Origin of the sequence: Amycolatopsis saalfeldensis, assembly GCF_900110575.1 — a bacterium.
Classification (GTDB): Bacteria; Actinomycetota; Actinomycetes; order Mycobacteriales; family Pseudonocardiaceae; genus Amycolatopsis; species Amycolatopsis saalfeldensis.
The window spans coordinates 124,308-147,191 of record NZ_FOEF01000022.1; the positions used below are offsets into that span (position 1 = coordinate 124,308).

Genomic DNA, 22,884 nt, shown 5'->3' on the forward strand with positions numbered 1-22,884 from the left:
GCCACTCGGCGCCCGGAGTGCTTGACTGACGCGCATGGAGAGGACACCGCAGAAAGTCACCACGTTCCTGATGTTCGAGGGCCGGGCGGAGGAGGCGCTCACCTTCTACCTGTCCTTGTTCGAGGACGCCGCGATCGTGGCCATCCGCCGATACGGCGCGGGCGGGCAGGGTCCGGAGGGCACCGTGGAGCACGCCACGTTCACCCTGGCCGGCCAGGAGTTCATGGCCATCGACAGCCCGGTCGCCCACGGGTTCGGCTTCACCCCGGCAGTCTCGCTGTACGTGCAGTGCTCCGACGAGGCCGAACTGGACCGGCTCTACGCGGCGCTGGGCGAGGACGGCAAGGAACTGATGCCGCTGGGCTCCTACGGCTTCAGCACCAAGTTCGGCTGGGTGAACGACCGGTTCGGCGTGTCCTGGCAGCTGAACCTGGCCTGACCGGTCAGCGCCCGATCAGTCAGCGCCGGGTGCCCAGCAGGTCGAGGGCGAGCAGTCCGGCGCCGAGCCGTCCGGCCTCGTCGCCGAGTTTGGCCAGGCGCAGCTCCGGCATCCGCTGGAAGGTCAGCGCGGACGAGAGCCAGTCGCGCACCGGCTCCAGCACGTAGTCGGCCGCGGTGAACAAGCCGCCGCCGAGTACGACGACCTCCGGGGCCAGCAGGGTCAGCAGGGTCCGGATGCCGTGGCCCAGCCCGTCGAGGGCGTCGGAGACGACGGCGACGGCCGCTTCGTCGCCGTGGCGGGCCGCGTCGACCACGGGCTGCGCGCCGTCCACGGCCCGGCCGGTGTGCTCGGTGTAGCGCCGCGCGATGGCCGCCGCCGAGGAGATCGCCTCGAGACAGCCCGTGGCGCCGCAGCCGCAGACGATGCGGTGGCCGACGTCGATGTGCCCGACCTCGCCGGCCAGCCCGTGCGCCCGGTACAGCCGGCCGTCCAGCATCAGCGCGGCCGCGATCCCGGTGCCGACGGCGATGAACGCCGCGTCCGCGCAGCCCTGCCCGGCGCCGACGCGGAACTCGGCCAGCCCGCCCGCGCTCACGTCGTGCCCGAACGCCACCGGCAGCCCGAGCCGGCTCTCCAGCAGGTCGCCGAAGGGCACGTCGCGCCAGTCCAGGTTCGCGGAGAACCGCGCGACCCGCGCCTGCTCGTCGACGATCCCCGGCACGACCACGCCGACCGCGCCCGGCGCGCCCGTGCCGGCCTGCTCGGCGAGCACCGAGACGACCTCGGCCACCTGCTCGGCCAGCGCCGTGCCGTCCGCGCTGCGGGCGGTCGTTACCCGCTGCGTCGCGAGCACGTTCAGGTCACCGTCGAGCAGGGCCGCCTTCACGGTCGTGCCGCCCACGTCCAATGCCGCCACCAAATCAGCCATGCCCGGATTCTCACACCCCCGGCCTCACATCGAGGTGACGTTGACTGCGGGTAGCCGCCGGAGTCACGGACGGTGCCAGGGTCAGGCCTTCCAGTCCGGGTGCCCGGGCATCGCGGGGGGTTTTCGCCGTGTACAGCCAGTCGTGGAAGAACCCGCCGAGGTCCCGTCCGGAGAGCCGCTGGGCCACGTCGACGTAATCCTGCGTCGAGGCCGAACGGCCGCGGTAGGTGTCGTAGAAGGTCCGTTCGATCCGGTCGAACATCGGCTGCCCCACCAGGTTCCGCAACGCGTACAGCGTCAGCGCGCCGCCGTTGTCGGTGCCGGAGAGCACGCCCCAGGCCGAGTTCAGGTGCGCGACCGGGCCCTCCTGGTCGAGCTGCTGGTTGTTACTGGTGTAGCGGCCGTGCATCTGCTCGTCGAACGGCTTCCCGCCGTGGGCGGAGGTGTAGAGGTCCTGGTAGTAGACGGCGTGGCCTTCGCTCAGCCACATGTCGTCCCAGTCGTGCACGGCCACCGCGTCGCCGAAGAACTGGTGGGTCAGCTCGTGGGCCTGGATCGGAGCCTCCCGCGGGTCGGCCAGGAACTCCGCGCCGTACGTGGGGATCGCGGCCGTTTCGAGCGCGACCCCGCCGTAGACCGTGTCGACGCCGAGGGCACCGGCGCTCGCGTACGGGAAGGGGCGGCCGATCGCCTGCTCCAGCCAGGCGACCTGGGCCGGCGTGTCCCGGACGCGGTCGAGCGCGCCGGGCTTGGCGGCCTTCGTGACGTAGCTGCGCACCGGGAGCCCGTGCGGGCCGGCCTGGTCGACCTCGGTGAAGTGCCCGGTGGCGAGCTGCACCACGTCGGTGGCGGCGGGCCGGTCCAGCCGGAACACCGAAGTCGACCGGTCGCCCTCACGCTGTTTGCCCACGAGAGTCCCGCTCCCGACGGCGTCGACGTCGGACGGCGTGGTGATCCGGAGGGTGTAGGTCGCCGGGTCGGCGGGCACGTCGTCCGACGGGAACACGGCGTGCTCGCGGTCGGGCTGGCCGAGCACCGCGAACCCGTCGGGCGTGTTCTCCCAGACCGGCATCGGGTTCTCGAACCCGGGCGGCAGCGGCATCGCCGGGGAGACCGGGCTCTTCGCGCGGTCCACGACGTAGTCGATCTTGACGCTGAACGCGCGGCCTCGCGCCACCGCGCGCGCCGGCGTCACGATCAGCTTCTCCCCCTTGACTTCGAACTTCGCCGCGCGGCCGTCGACCGTCACCGAGCGGACCTGCGGCACGGCCGAGTCGAGGCCGAAGGACGAGAGCGCCTGCGTCGAGACCGCCCGCATGGTCACCGAAGCGTTCATCGTGGTGACGCCGGGCCGGTAGTCGACCGCGACGTCGTAGTCACGCGCGTCGTAGCCGCCGTTGCCCAATTGGGGGAAGAGCCGCTCGCCCGCGCTCAGCGCGCCGGGGGTCCCGGGTTCGGCGTTCGCGGCCGCGGCCGTGCCGGTGGCCAGCACGACGGTGATCCCCGCGACCACGGCGTTCTTCAGCATCCGTTTCGTCATGTGTCCACAGTGCACTCCTCAGGAGGCGGCCGCATCGGCTGAGCAGCCCGAGCCGCGTAACCGGAAAGTCGTACTCGCGAATGCGAGGCACGGGCGACGCGCGGGAAACCGCCGGGGCCTACGGTGATCAGCGTGCGGAACCGGCTGATCGACCTGTGCGTGGCTCTCCTGGTCACCGGGGTCCTCGTGCTGGACGGGATCCACCGGGTCCGCACGCCGCCGTTCTGGCAGTTCGCGACCGCGGCGGTGTTCGTGGTCTTCCTGCTGCGCCGCCGGTACCCGCTGACCACCGCGCTCGTCGGCGTCGCGCTGTCATGGTTCGTGCCGACCACACTGCTGCCGCCGACCTTCTTGCTCTACAACGTCGCCGCGCGGCGCGGCCCGAAGTGGCCGACCGCCGTCGCCTTGGGCGGCAGTCTCGCGCTGCAGCTCGCCTTACACCCGCTGACGAGCCTGGCGGCCCTGGAATCCACGGGGGTCGTCTCCGTGGGCTTCATCGTGCTGCCGCTGCTGGCCGGGCTGTGGATCTACCAGCGGGCGGCGCTGCTCGACGCCTTGCGCGGGCGCGCCGATCAAGCCGAACGCGAGCGCGACCTGCTCGCCGAACGCGCGGTGGCGGCCGAGCGACGCCGGATCGCGCGGGAGATGCACGACGTCGTGGCCCACCGGGTGAGCATCGTCGCGCTGCAGGCCGGCGCGCTGTCGGTGCGGGCGCCGGACGAGGAAACGGGGCAGCTGGCCGAGGTGATCCGCGAGTCCAGCGCCGCCGCGCTGACCGAGCTGCGCGACATCCTGCGGGTGCTGCGCGATGACGTGCCCGAACCGAGCGCCCTGCCCAGCCCGACGCTGGCCGGCGTGGCGCGGCTGGCCGGAGACCTCACCGCGGCGGGCGCCCGGATCGTCGCCGACCTGCCCGAACCGCTGCCGCAGGTGCCGGACCAGGTGGGCCGCGCGGCTTACCGGATCGTGCAGGAATCGCTGACCAACGCCACCAAACACGCGCCGGGCGCGGCCATCCACCTGCGGCTCGGCCAGGAAGACGGGCGGCTGGTCGTCGAGGTGGCCAACCCGCTCGGCGCCTCCGCCGGGCTGCCGGGCTCCGGCTACGGGCTGATCGGCATGCGCGAGCGCGTCACCCTGGCCGGTGGCACGCTGCACACCGGCCCGGACGGCGCGGGCCGCTACGTGGTCCGGGCGGTTTTCCCGCCCGAGAAGGGAACACCGTGATCAAGGTCCTGCTGCTCGACGACGAAGCGCTGGTCCGCAGCGGCATCCGGATGATCCTGGAGTCCGACCCGGAGATCCGCGTGGTCGCCGAGGCCGGTGACGGCGAGGGCGTGGCGGAGCTGGTCGAGCGGCACCGGCCCGACGTGGTGCTCACCGACATCCAGATGCCGCGGGTCGACGGGCTGGAGGTGACCCGCGTGGTGGCCGCCGGGCCGGGTGCGCCGCAGGTGGTGGTGCTCACGACGTTCGACCTCGACGAGTACGTGCACACCGCGCTGCGCCACGGCGCCACCGGCTTCCTGCTGAAGGACACCCCGCCGCGGGACCTGGTCCGCGCCGTCCACCTGGTCAAGCGGGGCGAGGCGATGCTGGCCCCGTCGATCACCCGCCGGCTGCTGGCGCATTTCGCCGCCGGAGAAGCCGTCCAGGGCGCCAAGACCCGGCTCGAAGTGCTGACCCCGCGCGAACGCGAGGTGGCCGTCGCCGTCGCCCACGGCTCCAGCAACGCCGCGATCGCCGCCGCGCTGGGCCTGAGCGAGGCCACGGTGAAGGTGCACGTGGGCCGGATCATGTCCAAAGTGGACGCCACCAACCGCACCCAGGTCGCCATTCTGGTCCACGACGCGGGCCTGGCCTGAGCACCGGATCAGGGGTGGCCGCCGGGGCGCGGCGCAGGGCAGAATCGGCCCATGGAGTTCACGGAAGTGCTGCGGGGCCGCCGGATGGTGCGGGGCTACCGGACGGACCCGGTCGACGAGGACGTGCTGCGGCGCATCGTGCGGATGGTGCACCGGGCGCCGAGCGGCGGGTTCAGCCAGGGCCACCGGCTGGTGGTGATCACCGCGCCGGACGTGCGGCGGCGGATCGCCGAGGCCTCGGAGCAGCCGTATCTCGACGCCGGGTTCGCGCCCTGGATCTCGCAGGCACCCGTGCACATCGCCGTCGGCGTGCGCGAGGAGTCCTATCACGAGCGTTACCGGCAGCCGGACAAGCTGGAGGCGGACGGCACCGAGACCATCTGGCCGGTGCCGTACTGGTGGTTCGACAGCGGCGCCCTGCTCACCCTGCTCCAGCTCGCCGCGGCCGACGAGGGCCTCTCGACCGGGTTCTTCGGCCCCGACGACCCTGAGGAGATCGCCGCACTGCGCGCCGCCATCGGGTTCCCGGACGACGTCGGCCTGTCCGGTGTGCTCACGCTCGGGTACGAGGCGACCGGCGCGCCGGGCCCGTCCAGCCTGAGCCGGCAGCGGCTGCCGCTCGACGAACTCGTGCAGTGGGCGCGCTGAAACCCGGGTGGGAACGCGCGCGGCCTCCGGCGGGGTCGCTTCGGTGTTCGCCTCGGGTGGCACCGTTCACAGCAACGGCGGCACCGCCGGATCGGTGGGAATCTCGAACAGGGCGGGCTTTCGCGCGGCGAGCGCGTCTTTCACCAGCGCGGCCAGCATCGCGGGATCCTCGACGCGGCGCCCGGGCACGCCGTAGCCCTGGGCCAGGCTGACGGCGTCGAGGCCGGGCAGCTCGAGGCCCGGCACCCCGCCCGCCACGTGGTTGAACCCGGCGAACGCCTTGAGGATCTCGTACTCCCGGTTCGCCATCACCACCGTCACGACCGGGGCGCCGGCCTGGGCCGCGGTCCACAGGGCGGACGAGCTGTAGTGCAGCGAGCCGTCGCCGATGATGGCCAGCACCGGGCGGGACGGGTCGGCGATCGCCGCGCCGACGCCCGCCGCCAGGCCGTAGCCGAGGCCGCCGCTGGGCGTGGTGAGGAAACTGTCCGGAGTGGACAGCCGGACCCGGTCGTGGAATTCGGCCAGATTGGACGGTGACTCCTGCGTCACCCGCACCTGCGGGGTGATCACGCCGGCCAGGTGCGCGTACACACTGTCCGAAGTGGGCCGTCCCGTTGCCCCGACAGAAAGGACCGGGGGGACGGGCCGAGGCTCCGGCGGCGTCCGTTTGCGCTCGGCGACCCGGCCGGCCAGCTCGGCCAGCGCCCGGCCCGGATCGCCGAGCACCGAGGTGCCCAGTGGCGCGCGGGCGGCTTCGTCCGGGTCGTCGGTCAGGTGGAACAGCTTCGCGCCCGGCGAAATGTAGCGCCCGGGCGAGTACGGATAGCAGGTGAACGCGGGCGCGCCGACGACCAGCACCACGTCGTACCCGGCCAGCCGCTCGCCGATCTGGCTGGCCCCGAACGGCAGGAAACCGCGGAACCACGGGGAAGTCTCGTCGAACACGTTCCGGCCCGAGGACGGCGCGGTGAACACCGCCAGCCCGGCCCGCTCGGCCAGGCGGTGGGCGTTGTCCCAGTCCCCCTCGGCGGTCGCCGCCGCGCCCAGCACCAGCGCCGGCCGCGAAGCGCCGTCCACCGCCCGCACCACCTCCGCCACGGCCTCCGCGGCCGGCGCGGCGCGGTACCGGACCACGCGGACCGCCAGATCGTCCACTTCGGACTGATCGGCGACGGCGGACCAGTCGTCCATCGGCAGGCTCACGAACACCGGGCCCGAGGGGGCCGCTCGCGCCGTGTGCACCGCCCGCGCCAGCGCCGCCGGCACGTCCTGCGGCCGCGGCGGCTCGAACGACCACTTCACCGCCGGCCGCGGCACCGTCGTGGCGTCCACGTTCACCAGCCAGTTCTGCTGCGTGATCATCGCCCGCACCTGCTGGCCCGCCGTCACCACCAGCGGCGCCCGGCTCCACGCCGCGGTCAGCAGGCTGCCCACCGCGTTGCCCAGCCCGGGCCCGGTGTGCAGGTTGACCAGCACCGGCTTGCGCGTGACCTGCGCGTACCCGTCGGCCATCAGCACCACGGCCGCCTCCTGGAGGCCCAGGTAGTACCGCAGGTCCGGCGGGAACCCGGCCAGCATGGTCAGCTCGGTCGAACCCGGGTTGCCGAACACCGCGTCCACCCCGAGTGCCCGCAGCATCGCCCAGACCTGCTCACGCAACGCCACGGCTATCGCCCGCCCTCCTCGTACCGCTCCTTTCCGTTACCTTCGCACGCGATCCGGTCCGGTGCCGATCGGGTCAGCGCCGGTTCAGCGTGGCTCCCTGCGGGCCCGCGGTGTGCGAGAGCAGCTTGGCGAAGCAGTTGTCGGCGTCGATCCCGGCCGCGTCGCACCACGCGTTCGCCGCCGTGCCTGAGCTGTAGCCCTGCGGCAGCACGATGACCCAGTAGCCCGCGTTCTTGAACGTCGAGTAGTCGGCCGAGGACAGCAGCAGCGCGGTCGGCCGCAGGACCTTCAGCTGCCGGTAGTGGGCCAGGATGGCGGCGTTGTCGTAGGTGATCCCGTTGTCCTGGGTGCCGACCGCCTTGGACGACAATTGCGGCACCCACTGCCCGGCCAGTGCCTCGACCTGCGGGTAGTCCGCGGCCGCCTGCGCCCGCAGCACCGCCTCCGGGTCGGCGTCCACGGTGGCGGGAACGGTCTCCGTGGTGGTGACGGGCGCCGGCGTGGTGGTGCTGGGATCGGGAACGTAGTAGCCGGGGTCGCTTGGGGACGTCCCTGCGGTCTGCGCCGTGCCGGCTGTGGCGCTGCCGCGGGAGACCGCGTACGTCACCGTCGCGCCGACCAGGACCACGAGGAGGCCCAGCGCGACGACGGCCGCCACGACGTACGAGCTGCGAGAAGCCGACGGCTGCACCATCGCGGGTTGGTGCGGGCGATACTGCGGCGGGTAAAGCGGCTGTTGCGCTGCCGGCGGGAGTCGAGAGACTTCCCTCAGCGCGTGCACCCACTCCGCGGGCGACACCATTCCCTTCTCCGACAAGGGATTCGACAAGGCTCGGTGCAGCAGCTCGGTCAGCGGTGCAGGGCTCTCCGGCGCGAGCGGCAGGCCGCGGTACATGATCAAGGCGAGGGCGTGCCAGTCGTTGTAGTGATCGTGCGAGGGCTGGAGCCGGTCCGCGTCGATCAGCAAAGCTCCCGGAGAAGGAGCCTCGCGCCAAACGAAGCCGGCCTCCGAAAGGCCCCCGTGCGCCAGGCCGTTCGCCGACAGCCAGGCGAAGATCTCCGCCACGCGGATCAGCACCGAGACCCGCAGGTCCGCCCGCGCCGTGCGCAGGGAGGCGAGGGGGCGGGCGTCGCCCGGTACCCGGGGCAGGACCACGCCGGTCACGGCGCCGGCCGAGTCGAGTTCGACGTCCGTGGGCCAGCAGACCGAGGCCTGCGGCGAACTGCCGAGAGCCACCGCGCGGCCGGGGAACACGGTCCGGCCGACGTCGACCACGCTGAGCAGCTTCCGGCGCGACTCCGGGTTGCGGACGGGGGTGAGGTAACGCTGGTAGACCAGGCCGAAGTCCCGCCCACGACCGTGGAAGAGGTGGGCGCCCCCGCCGGTCGCGAAGACCGCGTCGTCGAACTCGTAGGACCCGTGCCTGCCGTCGATCCTGAATTCCGACATGCCGCTACCTGCGATTCCGCTCATGGTTTTCCGACGCCATCCGGGGTCGCGTTTCCGCCGGAGGCCGTTACGGAACGGTGCCAAGTATTGGGGCAGGCCTCGAATTGGTTACCGCGGACCGGACCGCCTCGGCTAAGCTCGGCGCTCGGGTCGGGGGATGCCACGAGGGGACCCGTATGACCGAGCACGTGCTGCCGCCGAGACCGTCCGGGCCGAGTTACCAGGACGCGCCGCCGCCGCCAGTGGCGGTGACGACCAGTGGGTTCGCGATCGCGTCGCTGGTGCTGGCGATCCCGGCGATCAGCCTGCCGCTGAGCATCGGCTTCGGGATCGCCGCGCTGGTGCGGATCCGCCGGACCGGGCAGAACGGCCGCGGCCTCGCCGTCGCGGGGCTGGCGGTCAGCGGCGCGTGGCTGCTGGTGGTCGTGGCAGGCGTCGTGCTGTCACTGCTGGGCTTGAAGACCGCGAGCCCCGCCGACGGGTTCCTGAACGCCCACCAGGGCGACTGCCTGATCAGCCTGGACGACCAGCGCACCGACCTCCGCACCACCTCCTGCGACGACCCGCACGACATCGAGGTGTTCGCCACCGTCCCGCTGACCGGCGACGCCTACCCGGGCGAGGACACCCTGCGCCCGCTCGCGCAGAACGCCTGCGAGGCCGCCCGGAAGACGTACTTCACCAGCACCGATCCGCCCGCCTACGTCCACCCGGCGGCGCACTACCCCGGGCCGTCGGACTGGTCGGCCAACGCGCGCACCGCGGTCTGCACCCTGGAGAGCGACCACGCGCTGGCGGGCCGCGTCGTGCACTGAGGTCACGGTGCGCCGGGCGGGACGAAGGGCAGCCCGTCCGGAGCACCGGAATCCAGCAGTGCCAACAGCTTGCCGGTGTCCAATTCGGACTCGACGGCGTCCGCGAGCCGTTCCAGCATCTCCTCGCGCAGTTCGGCGAAACCCGGCGCGCCCGGGACCGGCGACCACGGCACCCCGGCCTGACCCGCGATCTCCGTGAGCCACGCTCGCCGGAAGCCGTCGTTCTCCAACGCGCCGTGCCACGTCGTGCCCCACACCGCGCCGACGCGATGACCGTCCAGAAAGGACTCCACGTCGGCCGGACCCGCGGTGCCGTGGTGGATCTCGTAGGCATCGACACGGTGTCCGCGCCAGCTGCCGGACGGGCGGCCGAGCACCTTCTCCCCCGCGAAGGTCACGTGCGTCGGCAGCAGGTCCAGCCCTTCGACGCGGCCGGCGCCGGATTCGACGTCGTCCTCAATGGACTCCGCCAGCATCTGGTAACCGCCGCAGATCCCCAAAACCGGCCGTCCCGCGGCGGCGCGCGCCACCACGGCGCCGGCCAGTCCCCGTTCGCGGAGCCAGCGCAGATCGTCCACAGTGGCCCGCGACCCGGGCAGCACCACCAGGTCCGCCGCCGCGACCGCGTCCGGATCGGCGGTCAGGCTCACGGTCACGCCGGGCTCGGCCGCGAGGGCGTCGACGTCGGTGGCGTTGGACGCGCGCGGGAACCGCACCACGGCCACGTGAAGGCCGCGCGCACCGTCACGCGCCTCGCGCCGCCAGCCCGCGGCGGCGAGCGCGTCCTCGGAGTCGATCCAGACGCGGTCCAGCCAGGGCAGCACGCCCAGGACCGGGCGGCCGGTCATCTTCTCCAGGCTGTCGAGGCCCGGGCGCAGCAGGCCCACGTCGCCGCGGAACTTGTTCACCACCCAGCCCGCGACCAGCGCTTGGTCTTCGGGCGAAAGCAGGGCGAGCGTGCCGAACATCGACGCCAGCACGCCGCCGCGGTCGATGTCGCCGACCACCAGCACCGGCAGCGAGAACCGCCGTGCCAGGCCCAGATTCACGTAATCGCCGGCCCGCAGGTTGATCTCGGCGGGGCTGCCCGCGCCCTCGCAGACGACCACGTCGAACCGCGCGCTCAGCCCGGCGAAGGCGTCGAACGCGATCCGCGCCAGCCCGGACCGGCCGGTGGCGTACTCGCCGGCCTCCAGCGTCCCGAACGGCTTGCCGAGCGCGATCACATGGCTGCGCCGGTCGCTGCCCGGTTTGAGCAGCACGGGGTTCATCGCCGCCTCGGGCTCCACCCGCGCCGCGCGGGCCTGGAGCCATTGCGCCCGGCCGATTTCGGCGCCGTCCGCGCACACCATGGAGTTGTTGGACATGTTCTGCGCCTTGAACGGCGCCACCCGCACGCCCCGGCGTGCCAGCCAGCGGCAGATTCCAGCCGTGACCAGGCTCTTGCCGGCGTCGGAGGTGGTGCCGGCGATCAGCAGCCCGGTCATCGCGCCACCACCGCGGCGACGGCGAGCGCCCCGACCCCGACCGCGCGCGAGAGCCGCACCGCACGACGCAGGTCGGCGGGTTCGGGCGCCCGGCCGTCACCCAGCGTGCCGCGCCGCTCGACCTCCCCGCCGTAGCTGTTCGTGCCGCCGAGCCGCAGGTCGAGTGCCCCGGCGAACGCCGCCTCGACCTGGCCGGCGTTCGGGCTCGGATGCCGCGCGCCGTCGCGCCGCCAGGCCTTCCACGATGCCCGCGCCCAGCCGCCGGCGAGCGGCGCGCAGGCCGCCGTCAGCACGGCCCCCGCCCGCGACGGCAGCAGGTTCACGACGTCGTCGGCCCGGGCAGCGGCCCAGCCGAAGTTGCGGTGCCGCGGCGAGCGGTAGCCGACCATGGCGTCCAGCGTGTTGAGCGCGCGATAGCCGAGCAGCCCGGGGATCCCCGCGACGGCCCCCCACAGCAGCGGCGCGACCACGGCGTCGGAGGTGTTCTCGGCGATCGACTCCGTGGCCGCCCGCGTCAGCTCCGCGCTGTCCAGCTCCGTCGCGTCGCGCGCGCAGAGGTGCGAAAGTCGCGCTCGCGCCGCGGGCACGTCGCCGGCTTCGAGCAGCCGAGCCATCTCCTGGCCTTCGGCGGCGAGACCACGGCCGCCGAGCACCACCCAGGTCGAAGCGGCCGTCAGCGCGAAGCGAGCGAAGGGGCGTCGCCGTGTCGCAGCCTGCGCGACCAGCCCGAGCCCCGTCGCCGCGCCCGCACAGAGAGCCGCGTACACCGCTCCGCGCGGTTTCGAATCGGCCCACAACCGGCGTTCGACGGCGGCCGAAGCCGTCCCGAACAGCGCGACCGGGTGCGCGCGGCGCGGATCGCCGAACAGCGTGTCGGCGGCGAATCCGGTGATCAGCCCGGCCGCGGTGACAGCTAGTCGGAGTGGCACGTGGCGAACGTTAGCGCGTGCACGACAATGCCGGGTATGACTGTGCCCAACGCCGCCTCCCCGGGGAAGAACACGTCGGCGGGGCTGACCCACCGCCTAGCCACCTACTGCGAGACTCTCGCGCGAGCCCTGCGCCGGTACCGCCGCGACGACGCCAAGGTGCTGGTCCTCGGCGGCGTCCGCTCGGGGAAGTCGCGGCACGCGGAGCGGCTCGTCGCGCACCACCCGCACCTCGTCTACGTCGCGCCCGGCCTGCCGCCGAGCGAGGACGACCCGGACTGGGCCGCGCGCGTCGCCGCGCACCAGGCCCGCCGTCCCGCGCACTGGACCACGGTGGAGACCACCGACCTGGCCACGGTGCTGCGCACGGCGACCGGCCCGCTGCTGATCGACTGCCTCGGCACCTGGCTCTCCCGGGTGCTCGACGAGGTCGGCGCGTGGCGGCAGAAGCCCGGCTGGGAGCGCCGCCTCGACGACCGGCTGGAGGACTTCCTGGCCGCGTGGACGCAGGCGCGGGTGCCGGTGGTCGCGGTCAGCAACGAGGTCGGCAGCGGTGTGGTGCCCGCGACGTCGTCCGGACGGCTGTTCCGTGATGTGCTGGGCGCACTCAACAACCGGGTGTCCGCCGAGTCCGACCGGGTTTCATTGGTCGTCGCGGGACGGGTGCTCGACCTGCCGTAAGGAGAACACCGTGCCGCGCTTCGACATCCCCGCGCCCGACGCCACCGCCCGGGCCGCCGCGTACGAGCGGCTCGACGGCCTGGTGAAGCCGCTCGGCGCGCTCGGCCGCCTGGAAGAGCTGGCGGCCTGGCTGTGCGCCGCGCACGGCGTGGTCCCGCCGCGCCCGCTGGACGACGTGCGGGTGGTCGTGTTCGCGGGCGACCACGGGGTTTCGGCCTTGTCGGCCTACCCGCGCGAGGTGACCGCGGCGATGGTGCGGGTGTTCCTGGCCGGGCGCAGCGGGGTGAACGTGCTCGCCGCACAGGCCGGAGCGCGGGTGCGGGTCGCCGACATCGCCGTGGACTGGGACGGCTCGGACGTGCCGGCCGCGGTCACGGCGCACAAGATCCGCCGCGGCTCGGGCTCGATCGACGTCGAGGACGCGCTGGCCCCCGGCGAAGCGCTCGCCGCGTTCACCGCCGGCCGCGAGATCGCGGCCGAGGAGGACGGCGCCGACCTGCTGATCCCGGGCGACATGGGCATCGGCAACACGGCCGTCTGCGCGGCTGTGGTTGCGGCGTCGCTGGGCCTGCCGGCGGCGGAGGTCGTCGGCACCGGCACCGGCGTTTCCGAGGACGGCCTGGCGGTGAAGACCGCCGCGGTTTCGGCCGCGCTGTCCCGTTCCGCCGACCGCGTCGAGGATCCGTTCGACCGCCTGACCGCGCTGGGCAGCGCCTGCCTGGCCGCCACCGCGGGCTTCCTGGTCGAGGCCTCGACGCGCGGCATCCCGGTCCTGCTCGACGGCGTCTTCTCGGGCGCGGCCGCCCTGGTCGCGCGCGACCTCGCGCCGGGCGCCGAGCAGTGGTGGCTCGCCGGTCACCGCTCGACCGAGCCGTCGCAGGCGTACGCGCTGAAGGCTTTGGGCCTCACGCCGATCCTCGACCTGGGCCTGCGCCTCGGCGAGGGCAGCGGCGCCGTCCAGGCCGTGCCGACCCTGCGCGCGGCCCGGGCGATCATCGCGGACATGGGCCTGCTGGCGGATCTGGCGTGACGCCCGGCCGGTTCGGCGACGCGGTACGCCTCGCCGTCGGCACCCTCACGACCGTGCCCGTGCCGGCCCCGCGAGTCATCGACCGGCGAGTGGCCGGGGCCGCGATGGCGCTGGGCCCGATCGCCGCGGTCCCGCTCGCGGTGGTGGCGGGCCTGGTCGTGGCGGGCGGCGACGCACTCGGCCTGCCCGCTCTGGCCGTCGCGGCACTCGCGCTGGGCGCCGTGGCGCTGGGCAGCCGCGGCCTGCACCTCGACGGTCTGGCCGACACCGCCGACGGCCTGGGCGCCTCTTACGACCGCGCGAAGGCCCTCGACGTCATGCGACGCGGCGACTCCGGCCCCACCGGCGTCGCGACGCTGGTGTTCACCCTGCTGGTCCAGGTCGGCGCGCTGACCGGCGCCGTCGCGGCCGGACACGGGGTGGTCGCCGTGGTGATCGCGGTGCTGGTGGGACGGTGCACCCTCTCGATGTCCTGTGCGCGAGGGGTGCCGTCGGCCCGGCCCGAGGGCTTGGGCGCGACGGTCGCGGGCTCGGTGCCGGTGCTCGTCGCCGTCGCGGCCGGGCTGCTCGCGGCGGTGCTCGCCGGGCTGGTCCTGTCCGGGCCGGCCCCGGGCCCGGCCTGGTGGCGCGGACCGGTGGCCGTCGCCGCCGGATACGCCGCGGCGGCCGCCCTGCTCACCCGTTGTGTCCGGCGGCTGGGCGGTATCACCGGCGACGTGCTCGGCGCGGGCGTCGAGGTCGCGGTGGCCGCCGCGTTGCTCGCGCTGGCCGCCTGAGCCGCCACCGGCCTGGTACCGCAAGGGCAGTCAGGTGAGCGACGTCATGGGCTTCCGGCCACTGCCGGACGCCTGGGCGGCTGAGCGATCAGCCGAGTGCTTGAACCTCGGTCGCCGGCTTCTCCCGGCCGGCCGCCCACGACGCCAGCAGGGCCAGGCCGTCCGCGGTCGCCGTGCCGGCGGGCGCGGTGTAGACGTTCAGGTGCAGGCGGGGTTCGGCAGGCAGCTCCATCGACTCGACGTCCAGGTCGAGCCGGCCCACGACCGGATGGCGCAAACGCTTGCGGCCGGACCGGTGGAGCCGGACGTCCCGAGATGCCCACCGCTGCCGGAACAGTTCGCTGCGGGCCGACAACTCACCGGCCAGGGCGATCAGCTCCTCGTCGTGCGGATTGCGGCCGGCTTCCATGCGCAGCTTCGCGGCCAGATCGCCGGCGATCCGGTCGTAGTCGACGAAGAACGTTTTCGCCGCTTCGGGATCCAGATACACGAACCGCGCGGTGTTCGCCGGCCGTCGGGGGTCGGCCAGCACCGGTGAATACAGCGCGCGGGCAAGGTGATTCGTGGCCAGCACGTCGTAACGGGCGTTGCAAATCCACGCCGGCGCATCGGTGATGGCGTCGAGCACCCGCTGAAGCGCCGGGCGCACCGTCACGGCGGGTCGCGGGCGGCGTGGACCGCCGGGCGCCCGGGACTGCCGCGCAAGGTGGAACAGGTGATCGCGCTCGGCCTCGTCAAGTTGCAAGGCCGAGGCCAACCCCTCGAGCACCCCGTCGGAGGCGCCGGCCAGGCCGCCGCGCTCCATCCGCACGTAGTAGTCGACCGATACCCCGGCCAGCAGAGCCACCTCCTCGCGACGCAGGCCTTTGACCCGGCGGTTGCCGCCGTACGCGGGCAGCCCGGCCCGCTCGGGCGCGAGCCGCGCGCGACGCGAGCTCAGGAATTCCTTGATCTCGGTGCTCGGATCGATCATGGCCACCCCCTCACCGTAGGCCCCGTCCGCAGGCGAAGGGAGGTACTGCCGGTACCCCCGACGCCTAGGTGCCCGTCGCGGTCGTGGCGATGCCGCCGTCGACCGGGATGATGGTGCCGGTGAGGTAGGAACTGGCCCGGCTGGCGAGGAACACGGCGATACCGGCCATGTCGTCGTCGCGGCCGAGCCGGCGCAGCGGGGCCTTCGCCGCGATCGTGTCGCCGATGGCATCGAGCGTGGCCGCCATCATCTGCGACGGGAACGGTCCCGGGGCGACCGCGTTCACCGTGACGTGCTGTGGGCCCAGCTCCCTGGCGAGCACCCTGGTGAGCTGATGGAGTCCCGCTTTGCTGCTGGCGTACGAGTAGTTGGGCGACTCGGCGACGTGGACGGCGGCGATGCTGCCGACGTTGATGATCCGCGCGGGATCGTCGGCGGCGCCCGCCCGGCGAAGGGCCGGCAGCAGCGCCTGCACCAGCCAGAACGGCGCCTTGAGGTTGAGGTCGAGCACTGAGTCCCAGGCCTCGTCCGGGAAGGTCTCCAGCGGCTCGCGCCACATCGACCCCGCGTTGTTGACGAGGATGTCCAGGCGTTCCGAATCGGCCTGGACAAGATCAGCGAGGCGCCGGCACTCGTCATGCCTGGACAGGTCGGCGGGAATTGCTTGAACGTCGCCGAATTCGGAAAGCAGCTGCTGTGCCTCCGCGCACGCGTCCGCATTGCGTGAACTGATGACGACGCGGGCGCCCGCCTGCAGCAGGCCGCGCGCCATCATCACGCCGATGCCCCTGGTGCCGCCAGTGACGAGTGCGTACTTCCCGCTCAGATCGAAAAGGTCCGGGTGAGTGGTGAACCGGCTGTCCGCCATGGGTTTTCGTTCCTTATGTCGTGGAAGCACTGACTCCACCAATCTGGCAGGCGCCCCGGACGCCCGGGAGGCCCTGGTGTCACAGGTACCGCGAGAGCCCCCCGAACTCCCGGAGGATCCCCGCGAGTTCGGCCGGTGCTTCCAGCGGCACCAGGTGACCGCTGCCGGGGATGACCCGGAACTCGGCGTTTCCCAAGTAGGGCACCAGGTTGTCGCGAAGCACCTCGGGTGGTTCGACGCGATCGAGCCCACCGGCGAGCACGAGGGCGGCGACCTCGATGCCCCGTGCCTCGCGGGTGATGTCCTCGGCGATGCCGCGCAGTGGCCATTCGAGCCGGGCCTCGGGGGCACTGGCCCGGGAGTCGGCCACGACCTGGTTCTTGAGGTCCTCGTCGAGCGGGGTGGCGGTGAGGACGGTGTCGCGGGCGGCGGCCGCGGTTTCGTCGGTTTCGTAGGCCTGGGCCAACGTTTGCCGGTACTCGGGGGTGACGAAGGCCGCGGGCCGCGCGGGGCCGGGCGCGACGAGCACGAGCCCGGTGAGCCCGGCCGGCCGGGTGGCGGCGACGAGCTGAGCCACCTTTCCGCCCATGGAATGGCCCACCAGGACGTAGTCGCCGAGCCCGGCGTCGGCGACGATGTCGTGGGTGTCCTGGGCGAGCTGCCGCAAGGTGTACGGGCCGGGCAGCCGGCGCGAGCGTCCCCATCCGCGGGCCTCGATCGTGAGCGTGGCGCGCCCCGGAAGCCGGTCTAGCACCGGCTGCCAGGTGCGCGCCGAGCCGCCCCAATAGTGAAGAAATACCAACGTCGGCGCGCGCCCGGTGCGGTGGTCGTAAGCGGGTATGGCTGCTCCCTGATCTCTCATGGTTTCCAGTCAACCGATCAGGCCGGGCGAAGGCATCGTCGCGGCCGGACCGGTGATGGTGAAAAATGGACACGTGACCGCGATCAGACAGCTCGCCTATCAGCCTCCGGACACGGTCTCCCCGGTCGAGACGATGTCGTTCTCGAGGCTGCGCCACCTCGACACCGGCTCGACGCAACGCGGTGACTTCCACGTGCTCGCGGTGGTCCGCCGTGGACAGGGCCGGGTGTCGATCGACTTCTCCGAGCACTCGCTGGCGGCGCGGACCGTGGTGTGGATCCGGCCCGGCGTGGTGCACCGCTGGGACCGGCTCGGCACGGTGTCGGGCGAGCTGGTCCTGTTCGTGCCGACCGCACCGCTCACCGCCGCCAGCCGTGACCTGGCCGCCGCGTCGGGCACTTCGGCCTGCTGGCTCGCCGGCGATCCGGAGTGGCCGCTGATCACGGCCGCGCTCGGTCATCTGCGCGTCGAGGCCGGCGCAAAGCCCGACGGCCGGACCGGGGAACTCCTCGGCCTGCTGCTGTCCGCGCTGGTGCTTCGCGCGGCCCCGCCGTCCGGCGCCGACAAGCCCCGGAACGACATCTTCCGCCGCTTCCGCGACGCCGTGGAGGAGGAATTCCGCGCTCATCACGACGTCGGCCACTACGGGAGCAGGCTCGGCTACTCCTCGCGGACGCTCTCACGCAGCGTCCACGCGGCCACCGGCCGAGGCGCCAAGGACTATCTGAGCGAACGGCTCGTCCTCGAGGCCAAGCGGCTGCTCGTGCACGACCGCCTGAGCCCGGCCCGCTGCGGGCACCGGCTGGGCTTTCCCGATGCCTCGAACTTCTCGGCGTTTTTCCTTCGCGAGGTCGGGTTGCGCCCGGGCGCGTGGCAGACAGCGAACCGTGGCTAGCTCAGAGCAGCCGAGCCAGCGCGGCCAGGAACCCGTCGGTCACCTCAGGCGCGCGGACGGCCAGCCGGAAGTGCTCCGGCCCCAGGCCGGGGAAGGTGTCACCGCGGCGGACCGCGTAACCGGCGTCGCGCAGGCGGGCGCGCAAGGACGGGTCGGGGTGGCGCACCAGGACGAAGGGGCCCCGCGGGTCGCCCAGGACGGCCGGGCCCAGCGCGGCGAGACCCGGTGCGGTGAGGTCCGATGCAGCGAGGCCCGGTGTCGTGAACCCCAGCGCGGCGAGGCCGGACACCAGGTACTCCCGGTCGGATTCCGCGGCGACGGCCAGTTTCTCCGCCTCCTCCACCGCGGCCGGACGGCAGCAGGCGACCGTGGCGACACCGGCCAAAGTGGACACCGACCACGGTGGCTGGACCGCGCGCAGCCGCGCCACGACGTCCGGCGGGCCGAGCAGGTAACCCGCGCGCAGGCCCGCCAGTCCCCACGTCTTGGTCAGGCTCCGCAGCACGACGACGCCGGGCAACGGCTCCCCCGCCAGGCTCTCCGTCTCGCCCGGGACAGCGTCGAGGAACGCCTCGTCCACCACCAGCAGCCGGCCCGGCCGGGTCAGCGCGCGCAGCGTCGACGCGGGATGCAGCACGGACGTCGGATTCGTCGGGTTGCCCACGTACACCAGGTCGGCCGACGCGGGGACCTGCTCGGGGCGCAGCGTGAAACCGTCCGAAGTGGACAGCACGACGCGCGAGACCTCGTGCCCCGCCGCGCGCAGGGCCGCCTCCGGTTCGGTGAACTGCGGGTGGACGACCACCGCGTGCTCCGGCCGCAGAGCGGAAGCCAGCAAGGTGAACGCTTCCGCCGCGCCGGCCGTCACCAGCACCTCCGCGACCGCGCGCCCGTGCCGTCCGGCCACTGCCTCGGCGGCCGCCGTCGGGTCCGGGTACGCGGCCAGCGTGTCCAGCGCCGACGCCAGTTCGCGCCGCAGCCACTCCGGCGGCCGGGGCAGCCGGACGTTCACCGCGAGGTCCGCCAAACCCGGCTCGACCTCGCGGTCGCCGTGGTGGTGCAGGTCGTATTCACCCACCGGAAGCCACCGTCGCGAATGCGCGCACCCGCGCGGCGAACCGCCGCGCCAGCTCCGGGTACCCGGCCCAATGCACATGCAGGTACGAAGCGTGCAAGGAGTCCGAGGCGAACCCGTCCCGCAGGCGGTCCCAGCCCCACGCCGGGGTGGCGCCGTGGCCGGGGGTCACCTCGGTGCGGTGGAACTCGTGGCCGGTGACCCGCGCGCCCGCCGGGGCCACCACATTGTCCGAAAGGGACACTGCGGTCCGGTAGCCGAGCTTGCCGCGCTTGGTCATCACGGCCGTCGCGGGCAGGGCGCCGACCATCGGCAGGCCGTCGAGGGACTCGCACAGGTACAGCAGTCCCGCGCACTCCGCGCTCACCGGCATCCCGCGCGCGATCGCGGCGGCGACCTGTTCGCGCAGCTCCCGGTTCGCCGACAGCTCGGCCGCGTGCACTTCCGGGAAGCCGCCGCCGAAGTACAGCCCGGCGCACCCGTCCGGCAAAGCCTTGTCCCGCAACGGGTCCACGTCCACCACGTCGACGCCCGACGCCGCGAGCAGCTCGACGTTCTCCGTGTAGCGGAAGGTGAACGCGGGCCCGGCGGCCGCCGCCACCACCGCACGCGGCCCCTCCTCGGAGCCCGAGGGAGTCCACATCGGACCGGAGAGCCGCGGTGCGCTGCGCGCGACCCGGACCACCGCCGCCAGGTCCACCCCGCCCGCAACCCAGTCCGCCAGCTCCGGCAGCACCCGCTGTGAGTCCGCCGCACGCTCGGCGGCCGGGACGAGCCCGAGGTGCCGGCTCGGCGCGTGCACGTTCTCGTTACGCCGCAAGGCACCCAGCAGGGGGACGCCGGTCGCCTCCAGCGCGGAGGCGATCTCGTCCTCGTGCCGCTGCGAGCCCAGCTTGTTCAGGATCACGCCGGCGAGCCGCACGCGGGTGTCATAGCTCGCGAAGCCCAGCACGGTCGCCGCGACACTGCGCGAAGCGGCCGAAGCGTCGACGACCAGCACCACGGGCGCGTCCAGCAGCCGCGCGACGTGGGCCGTCGAGGCGTAGCCCTCCGTGCCGAGCGCGCCGTCGAACAGGCCCATCACCCCCTCGATCACGGCGATGTCCGCCCCCGCGGAACCGTGGCGCAGCAAGGGAACCAGCCGCTCGTCGCCCTGCAGGAACGGGTCGAGGTTGCGGGCCGGGCGGCCGGTCGCGAGCGCGTGGTAACCCGGGTCGATGAAGTCCGGGCCCACCTTGTGCCCGGACACCCGGTGCCCGGCCGCGCGCAGGGCCGCCATCAGCCCGGCCGCGACGGTGGTCTTGCCGTGCCCGGAGCCGGGCGCGGCGATGACCACCCGCGCTACCACTCGATCCCCCGCTGCCCCTTCTGCCCGGCGTCCATCGGGTGCTTGACCTTCGTCATCTCGGTCACCAGGTCCGCGGCCTCGATCAGCTCGGGCGGGGCGGACCGGCCGGTGATCACCACGTGCTGGTGCCCGGGCCGGGAGACCAAAGCAGACACCACGTCGCCGACCTCGAGCCAGCCCCACTTGAGCAGGTAGCTGAACTCGTCGAGCACGTAGAAGTCGTACTTCTCCGCGGCCAGGCAGCGCTTGATCTCCGCCCAGCCCTCGCGCCCGTTGGCCGCGTGGTCCTCCTCGGTGCCGGACTTGCGCGTCCAGCTCCAGCCCTCGCCCATCTTGTGCCATTCGACCGCGCCGCCCTCGCCGGTCTCGTCGTGCAGCTTCCCGAGGGCGCGGAACGCGGCTTCCTCGCCGACCCGCCACTTCGCCGACTTCACGAACTGGAACACCCCGATCGACCAGCCCTGGTTCCACGCGCGCAAGGCCATGCCGAACGCGGCGGTCGACTTGCCCTTCATCTCGCCGGTGTGCACGACGAGTAGCGGCCGGTTGCGGCGCTGGCGCGTGGTGAGCCCGTCCTGCGGGACGACGGCGGGTTTCCCTTGTGGCATCAGGCAGCCCTCCCGGTTCGCGCCCGCACCGCCGAGGCGAGCGACTCCGCGGCGACGTCCGCCAGCGGCACGTGCTCGGCCCCGAGGTGCCCGGCCAGCTCCCCGGCGAGCCCGAGGCGCATCCGCCCGCTCTCGCAGTCCATCACGATCGCGGTGACGCCCGCGAGCAGCCCGGCGGCGGCCTGCGAGCGCGCGACGGCGTCCGCCCCGCTCGTCGCCCGCCCGTCCGTGACCACGACCAGCAGCGGACGACGGCGCGGATCGCGGATCGCCTCCACCTTCAGTACCCGCGCGGCCTCCAGCAGTCCCTCGGCGAGCGGCGTGCGGCCACCCGTCGGAAGTCCTTCGAGCCGGGACGCGGCGGCATCGACGCTGATCGTCGGCGGCAGCGCGAGTTCGGCCGAGTCGCCACGGAACGTCACCAAGCCGACCTTGTCACGCCGTTGGTAAGCGTCCATCAGCAATGACAGGACCGCTGTCTTCACTTCGCGCATCCGCGTCCGCGCGCCCATCGAGCCGGACGCGTCGACGCAGAAGAGCACGAGGTTTCCTTCGCGCCCTTCGCGCAACGCGAAACGCAAGTCCTGCGTACGCACCTTCAGTCCGGGGCCGCTGCGGCCTCGCGAACGCTGATACGGCGCCGCCGCGCGCACGGTCGCCACGAGGTGCGGCCGTCCTTCGCGCACACTCGGCGGCTGGACGCCGATCGTGCGCCCGCTGTCCGTGATCGCCCGCGACCGGCGGCCGCGCTCGCCCTCGCCGGTGCCCTTGACGCGGAACACGCGGGCCCGGAACGTGTCCCCGGCGCCGACCGTCTTCTGTTTGCCGGAATCGTTTCCCGGCTGGGACTGGGGTTGCCGAGCGCCGTCGCCGGGCGCCTGGTCTGCCTCCGCGGGCGGCGCCGAACCCGAGCCGGGACCGTCGTCGGGGCCGTCACCGGGGCCGTCGTTGTCCGGACCGGCCGGCGGCTGCGCGTCTTCCAGCGCCTGCTCCAGCTGCTCCTCGGAAATCCCCGGCGCGTCGAACGGGTTGCGCCGCCGGCGGTGGGGCAGCGCGAGCCGCGCGGCGACCCGGATGTCGTCGGTGGTCACCTCGTCGCGGCCGGCCCAGGCGGCGTGCGCGACGGCCGTGCGCGCCGTGACGATGTCGGCCCGCATGCCGTCCACCTCGAACGACGCGCACACCTCGGCGATCTGCCGCAGCGCGTCGTCAGGCAGCTTCACAGCGGGCAGAAGCCGTTGTGCCGCTTCGATGTCCGCGGCCAGCGAAGCGTCTTCGTCCGCGTAGCCCGCCGCGAAGCCGTCCGGATCCGCTTCATAGGCGAGACGGCGTCGGACGACCTCGACGCGTTGCTCCGGGTCCCGGCTGGACGCGACCTCGACGGTCAGCCCGAACCGGTCCAGCAGCTGCGGCCGCAGCTCGCCCTCCTCCGGGTTCATCGTGCCGATCAGCACGAACCGCGCGGCGTGCGAGACGGACACGCCCTCGCGTTCCACGGTCGCGCGCCCCATCGCGGCGGCGTCGAGCAGCGTGTCCACCAGGTGGTCGTGCAGGAGGTTGACCTCGTCCACGTACAGCAGGCCGCGGTGCGCGGCGGCGAGCAGGCCCGGCTGGTAGTCCGTGACGCCCTCGGCCAGCGCCTTCTCCAGGTTCAGCGAGCCCACCACCCGGTCCTCGGCCGCGCCGACGGGCAGCTCCACCAGCCGCGCGGGCCGCTGGTGCGCCGCCGCACCGGCCGCGTGCGTGCCGTCCGGGCACAGCGGGTCCGGCGCGGCCGGGTCACACGAGAAACGGCAGCCGTCCACCACCTCGACGCCCGGCAGCAGGCCCGCGAGCGCCCGCACCATCGTCGACTTCGCCGTGCCCTTCTCGCCCCGCACGAGCACCCCGCCCACAGCAGGCGAGATCGAGGACAACACCAGCGCCAGGCGCAGGTCCGGCATCCCGACGACGGCGGTGAACGGGTACGGCTTCAACAGCACTCCTCGTGGTCGGC

General features: G+C 73.3%; 22 protein-coding genes. 9 read left to right on the top strand and 13 right to left on the bottom strand.

Features of this window, described 5'->3' with window-relative positions; translation table 11 throughout:
• Positions 1 to 34 precede the first annotated feature (34 nt).
• Positions 35 to 439 (top strand): VOC family protein, encoded by a 405-nt coding sequence (locus BMY97_RS36895; RefSeq protein WP_091626726.1) that lies wholly within the window; start codon positions 35 to 37, stop codon positions 437 to 439.
• A 19-nt stretch (positions 440 to 458) separates the two neighbouring features.
• Here the strand turns inward: BMY97_RS36895 and BMY97_RS36900 are convergent, their stop codons facing one another.
• Positions 459 to 1,370, bottom strand: a complete 912-nt coding sequence (locus BMY97_RS36900; protein WP_177231712.1) for an ROK family protein — start codon at positions 1,368 to 1,370, stop codon at positions 459 to 461.
• A gap of 10 nt (positions 1,371 to 1,380) precedes the next feature.
• Positions 1,381 to 2,910, bottom strand: coding sequence for a M1 family metallopeptidase (locus tag BMY97_RS36905; RefSeq protein ID WP_091626729.1), 1,530 nt, complete (start codon positions 2,908 to 2,910; stop codon positions 1,381 to 1,383).
• A gap of 132 nt (positions 2,911 to 3,042) precedes the next feature.
• Here BMY97_RS36905 and BMY97_RS36910 point away from each other — a divergent pair, with 132 nt between their 5' ends.
• The 3 genes from BMY97_RS36910 to BMY97_RS36920 are packed head-to-tail and all read left to right on the top strand — an operon-like array spanning position 3,043 to position 5,423.
• A complete protein-coding gene (locus tag BMY97_RS36910; RefSeq protein WP_143086384.1) occupies positions 3,043 to 4,137 on the top strand; it encodes a sensor histidine kinase in 1,095 nt (364 codons plus the stop codon).
• Positions 4,134 to 4,775, top strand: a complete 642-nt coding sequence (locus BMY97_RS36915) for a response regulator (protein WP_091626734.1) — start codon at positions 4,134 to 4,136, stop codon at positions 4,773 to 4,775. The genes BMY97_RS36910 and BMY97_RS36915 overlap by 4 nt, the downstream gene beginning before the upstream one ends.
• Positions 4,776 to 4,826: 51 nt before the next feature.
• Entirely contained in the window at positions 4,827 to 5,423 is a 597-nt protein-coding gene (locus tag BMY97_RS36920; RefSeq protein WP_091626737.1) for a nitroreductase family protein, read from the top strand.
• Positions 5,424 to 5,489: 66 nt separating this feature from the next.
• Here the strand turns inward: BMY97_RS36920 and mdlC are convergent, their stop codons facing one another.
• Both mdlC and BMY97_RS36930 read right to left on the bottom strand, forming a co-directional pair.
• Positions 5,490 to 7,091 carry a benzoylformate decarboxylase gene (gene mdlC / locus BMY97_RS36925; protein WP_218156959.1) on the bottom strand — a complete coding sequence of 534 codons (1,602 nt, stop codon included), beginning with the start codon at positions 7,089 to 7,091 and terminating at the stop codon, positions 5,490 to 5,492.
• Positions 7,092 to 7,164: 73 nt separating this feature from the next.
• The gene (locus BMY97_RS36930; protein ID WP_091626740.1) at positions 7,165 to 8,541 is read right to left on the bottom strand and encodes a hypothetical protein; all 1,377 of its coding nucleotides are present in this window, start codon (positions 8,539 to 8,541) and stop codon (positions 7,165 to 7,167) included.
• Positions 8,542 to 8,717: 176 nt separating this feature from the next.
• Here BMY97_RS36930 and BMY97_RS36935 point away from each other — a divergent pair, with 176 nt between their 5' ends.
• Positions 8,718 to 9,356 carry a DUF4190 domain-containing protein gene (locus BMY97_RS36935; RefSeq protein WP_091626743.1) on the top strand — a complete coding sequence of 213 codons (639 nt, stop codon included), beginning with the start codon at positions 8,718 to 8,720 and terminating at the stop codon, positions 9,354 to 9,356.
• Between the two features lie 2 nt (positions 9,357 to 9,358).
• On the opposite strand, the gene BMY97_RS36940 is transcribed toward BMY97_RS36935, so the two are convergent.
• Positions 9,359 to 10,843 (bottom strand): cobyric acid synthase, encoded by a 1,485-nt coding sequence (locus BMY97_RS36940; RefSeq protein WP_091626746.1) that lies wholly within the window; start codon positions 10,841 to 10,843, stop codon positions 9,359 to 9,361.
• Positions 10,840 to 11,772, bottom strand: coding sequence for a cobalamin biosynthesis protein (locus BMY97_RS36945; RefSeq protein WP_091626748.1), 933 nt, complete (start codon positions 11,770 to 11,772; stop codon positions 10,840 to 10,842). The genes BMY97_RS36940 and BMY97_RS36945 overlap by 4 nt, the downstream gene beginning before the upstream one ends.
• A gap of 36 nt (positions 11,773 to 11,808) precedes the next feature.
• On the opposite strand from BMY97_RS36945, the gene BMY97_RS36950 reads away from it, so the two are divergent.
• Genes BMY97_RS36950 through BMY97_RS36960 form a run of 3 tightly spaced genes read left to right on the top strand, consistent with a single transcriptional unit; the run spans position 11,809 to position 14,259 of the window.
• A complete protein-coding gene (locus tag BMY97_RS36950; RefSeq protein ID WP_091626751.1) occupies positions 11,809 to 12,453 on the top strand; it encodes a bifunctional adenosylcobinamide kinase/adenosylcobinamide-phosphate guanylyltransferase in 645 nt (214 codons plus the stop codon).
• Between the two features lie 10 nt (positions 12,454 to 12,463).
• Positions 12,464 to 13,483 (top strand): nicotinate-nucleotide--dimethylbenzimidazole phosphoribosyltransferase, encoded by a 1,020-nt coding sequence (gene cobT / locus BMY97_RS36955; protein WP_245787693.1) that lies wholly within the window; start codon positions 12,464 to 12,466, stop codon positions 13,481 to 13,483.
• Positions 13,480 to 14,259 (top strand): adenosylcobinamide-GDP ribazoletransferase, encoded by a 780-nt coding sequence (locus tag BMY97_RS36960; RefSeq protein WP_091626756.1) that lies wholly within the window; start codon positions 13,480 to 13,482, stop codon positions 14,257 to 14,259. Before cobT ends, BMY97_RS36960 begins: the two co-directional genes overlap by 4 nt.
• Positions 14,260 to 14,347: 88 nt before the next feature.
• Here BMY97_RS36960 and BMY97_RS36965 read toward each other — a convergent pair whose 3' ends face one another.
• The 3 genes from BMY97_RS36965 to BMY97_RS36975 all read right to left on the bottom strand — a co-directional run bounded on the left by BMY97_RS36965 (position 14,348) and on the right by BMY97_RS36975 (position 16,962).
• Entirely contained in the window at positions 14,348 to 15,238 is an 891-nt protein-coding gene (locus BMY97_RS36965; RefSeq protein WP_091626759.1) for a helix-turn-helix transcriptional regulator, read from the bottom strand.
• Positions 15,239 to 15,296: 58 nt separating this feature from the next.
• Positions 15,297 to 16,100 carry an SDR family oxidoreductase gene (locus BMY97_RS36970; RefSeq protein WP_091626761.1) on the bottom strand — a complete coding sequence of 268 codons (804 nt, stop codon included), beginning with the start codon at positions 16,098 to 16,100 and terminating at the stop codon, positions 15,297 to 15,299.
• A gap of 79 nt (positions 16,101 to 16,179) precedes the next feature.
• A complete protein-coding gene (locus tag BMY97_RS36975) occupies positions 16,180 to 16,962 on the bottom strand; it encodes an alpha/beta fold hydrolase (RefSeq protein WP_091626764.1) in 783 nt (260 codons plus the stop codon).
• Between the two features lie 73 nt (positions 16,963 to 17,035).
• Here BMY97_RS36975 and BMY97_RS36980 point away from each other — a divergent pair, with 73 nt between their 5' ends.
• Positions 17,036 to 17,857 carry a helix-turn-helix domain-containing protein gene (locus BMY97_RS36980; protein WP_218156960.1) on the top strand — a complete coding sequence of 274 codons (822 nt, stop codon included), beginning with the start codon at positions 17,036 to 17,038 and terminating at the stop codon, positions 17,855 to 17,857.
• A 1-nt stretch (position 17,858) separates the two neighbouring features.
• On the opposite strand, the gene cobC is transcribed toward BMY97_RS36980, so the two are convergent.
• From cobC to BMY97_RS37000, 4 genes are read right to left on the bottom strand one after another with little or no spacing between them, the layout of a single operon-like run.
• A complete protein-coding gene (gene cobC / locus BMY97_RS36985; protein ID WP_091626766.1) occupies positions 17,859 to 18,935 on the bottom strand; it encodes an Rv2231c family histidinol phosphate aminotransferase CobC in 1,077 nt (358 codons plus the stop codon).
• Positions 18,928 to 20,280: a cobyrinic acid a,c-diamide synthase CobB gene (locus BMY97_RS36990; protein ID WP_091626769.1), complete on the bottom strand. Its 1,353-nt coding sequence runs from the start codon at positions 20,278 to 20,280 to the stop codon at positions 18,928 to 18,930. Before BMY97_RS36990 ends, cobC begins: the two co-directional genes overlap by 8 nt.
• Entirely contained in the window at positions 20,274 to 20,888 is a 615-nt protein-coding gene (gene cobO, locus BMY97_RS36995) for a cob(I)yrinic acid a,c-diamide adenosyltransferase (protein ID WP_091626771.1), read from the bottom strand. Before cobO ends, BMY97_RS36990 begins: the two co-directional genes overlap by 7 nt.
• Complete coding sequence (locus tag BMY97_RS37000; protein ID WP_091626887.1) at positions 20,888 to 22,864, bottom strand: putative cobaltochelatase; 1,977 nt, start codon at positions 22,862 to 22,864, stop codon at positions 20,888 to 20,890. The genes cobO and BMY97_RS37000 overlap by 1 nt, the downstream gene beginning before the upstream one ends.
• Positions 22,865 to 22,884: the final 20 nt, after the last annotated feature.